This window comes from Bradyrhizobium sp. 141 (assembly GCF_023074055.1).
Classification (GTDB): domain Bacteria; phylum Pseudomonadota; class Alphaproteobacteria; order Rhizobiales; family Xanthobacteraceae; genus Bradyrhizobium.
On record NZ_JADPKR010000038.1, the window covers coordinates 1 to 2635 of the forward strand.

Consider the following 2635-nt stretch of genomic DNA (forward strand, 5'->3'; position numbering starts at 1 on the left):
TGCATGAAGTCCGAGTTGGTCACACCAAGCCACTTGGCGCGCAAAGCCGTAGTCTACATCCGGCAGTCGACGCCCCACCAGGTCGTAAGCAATCAGGAGAGCCTGCGCCTTCAGTACGCGCTTCGCAAGCGCGCCCGCGAACTCGGATGGCGTGAGGCGGCCATCGACGTGATTGACACCGATCTCGGGTTGAGCGGCGCGTCTACAGCGCATCGTAACGGCTTCAAAGAACTCGTTGGCCGTGTTGGCCTGAGTGAAGTGGGGCTCATCCTGTCGATCGACGTGACGCGCTTGGCGCGTAATTGTACCGACTGGTATCCGCTCCTGGATATCTGTGGTCTGCGTGGCTGTCTGATCGCCGACCGCGATGGTGTCTATGATCCGGGCACTCCCAACGGACGGTTGCTTCTCGGGCTGAAAGGTTCGATCTCCGAGCTTGAGCTACATACGATCCGCAGCCGGCTGACCGCCGGCCTGCTGGCTAAAGCCGAACGCGGCGAACTTGCGGTTATGCTGCCAATTGGGCTGATGCGGGACCCGAGCGGCGTGGTCGTTAAGGATCCCGACATGGCCGTGCAAGGGCGGCTCGGTCTCGTCTTCCAACTGTTCCTGCAACTGCGCAGCGTTGCCAAGGTCATGCGGGCGTTGAACGAGCGTGACCTCGAACTGCCACGTCGTGATCGGCATGGCGATTTGCGTTGGACGCGCGCGACGCTGGCTGCAGTGGCGGCCGTCTTGAAGAACCCCGCATACGCGGGTGCCTTCGTCTATGGACGAACCCACTTCCAGCCGCCGAAGCGGGAGGGCGCCCTGCCGCAAAAGGCTCCGCGGCCGATTGAGGAGTGGCGGATCGTCGTCAAAGATCGATATCCTGCCTATATCGACTGGCCAATTTATGAAAAAATCCGAGCCGTCATCAGAGATAACCGAGCCGAATACATGCGCATCAAAACCCGAGGCGCGCCTCGCGATGGCGAGCTTCTGCTCCACGGCATCGCCTGGTGCGCACGATGTGGCCATAAGATGTACGTCCGCTACAAGGGGGGGCGGCGAGTATGTATGCAATCACCTGCGTACCCAGGAAGGCCAGCCGACCTGCCAACACATCCGGGCCAACCGTATCGATGCGGCCGTTGCCGATGCATTCCTAACTGCACTGGCGCCGGCCGAACTCGATGCCTTGTCGCACTCCCGCCGGGTCCAGCAGCAGATGAACAATGCGTTACGTTCCAGCGCAGAACGAGAGCTCGAGCGCAAGCGGTACACGGCGGCGCTCGCCGAACGGCAGTTCAACCGAGCTGATCCAGACAATCGCCTGGTCGCCTCAGAACTCGAGTGCCGATGGGAAGCGGCGCTAACCGACGTGCGAGCCGCCGAAGAGGCGCTTGCCCGACAGACGCCCTCCAAAGCCATCACACAAGTGGCCATAAGCAAGGAGCTCGACAACAAGGTCATCAGCCTCACCGGCCGCTTGCCGCAGATATGGGCTGACGAGACTATTTCGGATGCGCATCGCAAGGCGTTGTTGCGATGCCTCATCGAAAAGGTCGTGCTCGACCGCGGTGAGTACGACTTGGCCCTGGCCAGGATGGCGAGGAGGCGCCGTGACGGAGCTCGAGGTGAGGATGAGCGTCAACTCCGTCACCAGATTGACGCGAGGCACAGAGATGCGGGCGCGCCTGCTGGCGCTTGCCCGCGACGGCGTCCCAGACGACGAGATCGCCGCAATCCTTACTCAGGAAGGCCACCGCTCTCCTCATTGCGCCGATAAGGTGCTGCCCATCACCGTTGGGCGGCTCCGTCGTGCCGCTGCCATCAAGGTGATTACCCAGCGCAACCGATGGGTGCATGCCGACTCACTCCTCAGCCCGCCCGAACTGGCCCGAACGCTTAAGATCCCGGTGAACTGGCTCTATGTGCAGATCCGAACTAAGCGTCTGCTGATTGATCGCCAGTCAAGCGGCGCCTATCTCTTCCCGAATACACCATCCATTCTTGACGCTGTCCGCGACCTTCGAAACCACGTCATTGCGCAACTTGATCTAAGAATCTGTCAGCCTAGCAAGGAGGGGCATCAACATGGGTGATCGAACAGATAGCCAAGCTGGGCCGGGGTGATGGTCACCACGCCATCCGCCGGCGACGGCCAGAGGAAACGGCCGCGCTCCAGCCGCTTGGCATAAAGCGACATGCCCAGTCCATCGTGCCAAAGGATCGGACCACGGAACACAAAGACGTCGCCGGCAAAGGGATCTCGCCCGAGGCCCTCCTGCACCAGCAATGCCAAACCCTGCATGCCTTTGCGCATGTCGGTGTGACCGGTTGCGATCCAGATTCTCGCCCCTGCTGCGACCGGGATCATCGCCGCTCCAGCAGATCCAACACGCGCGACAACGCGGTCATATCGACGCCGGCATCCACGATCACGCGATAAGCTTTGCCGGAGACAATCTCCATGCGTCCGCTCGCCGACGTAGCCGTCGACTGCACTGGCGGCGGATCCGGCATCACTATCGCCGGCACAAAGCCGGGCCGAGAGCTATCGCCAATTTTTGGTGACGGCCGGAGCCGGTCAGGCGGCGGCGGTTGCGGGCTGACGGTCGGTCGGCTTGGCGATGACCTCGATCCCGTTGTT

Annotated in this window: 4 protein-coding genes; 3 read left to right on the top strand and 1 reads right to left on the bottom strand. The window is 61.8% G+C overall.

Annotated features, from left to right (window positions below; genetic code table 11):
• Nucleotides 1-1302: recombinase family protein (locus IVA81_RS11435; protein ID WP_247316430.1), on the top strand; the 1302-nt coding region annotated here is incomplete at its 5' end.
• A 302-nt stretch (nt 1303-1604) separates the two neighbouring features.
• Entirely contained in the window at nt 1605-2087 is a 483-nt protein-coding gene (locus IVA81_RS11440; protein ID WP_247316439.1) for a hypothetical protein, read from the top strand.
• On the opposite strand, the gene tnpB is transcribed toward IVA81_RS11440, so the two are convergent.
• Nucleotides 2075-2362 carry an IS66 family insertion sequence element accessory protein TnpB gene (tnpB, locus tag IVA81_RS11445; protein WP_247316440.1) on the bottom strand — a complete coding sequence of 96 codons (288 nt, stop codon included), beginning with the start codon at nt 2360-2362 and terminating at the stop codon, nt 2075-2077. The two genes, IVA81_RS11440 and tnpB, sit on opposite strands and share 13 nt — an antisense overlap.
• 93 nt (nt 2363-2455) lie before the next feature.
• Here tnpB and IVA81_RS11450 point away from each other — a divergent pair.
• On the top strand, nt 2456-2635 hold a 180-nt coding region (locus IVA81_RS11450; RefSeq protein WP_247316450.1), incomplete at its 3' end, for a hypothetical protein.

Bases quoted from the DNA above. Each gene is read 5' to 3' on its own strand.
- tnpB (WP_247316440.1), bottom strand. From the start codon at position 2,362: ATGATCCCGGTCGCAGCAGGGGCGAGAATCTGGATCGCAACCGGTCAC.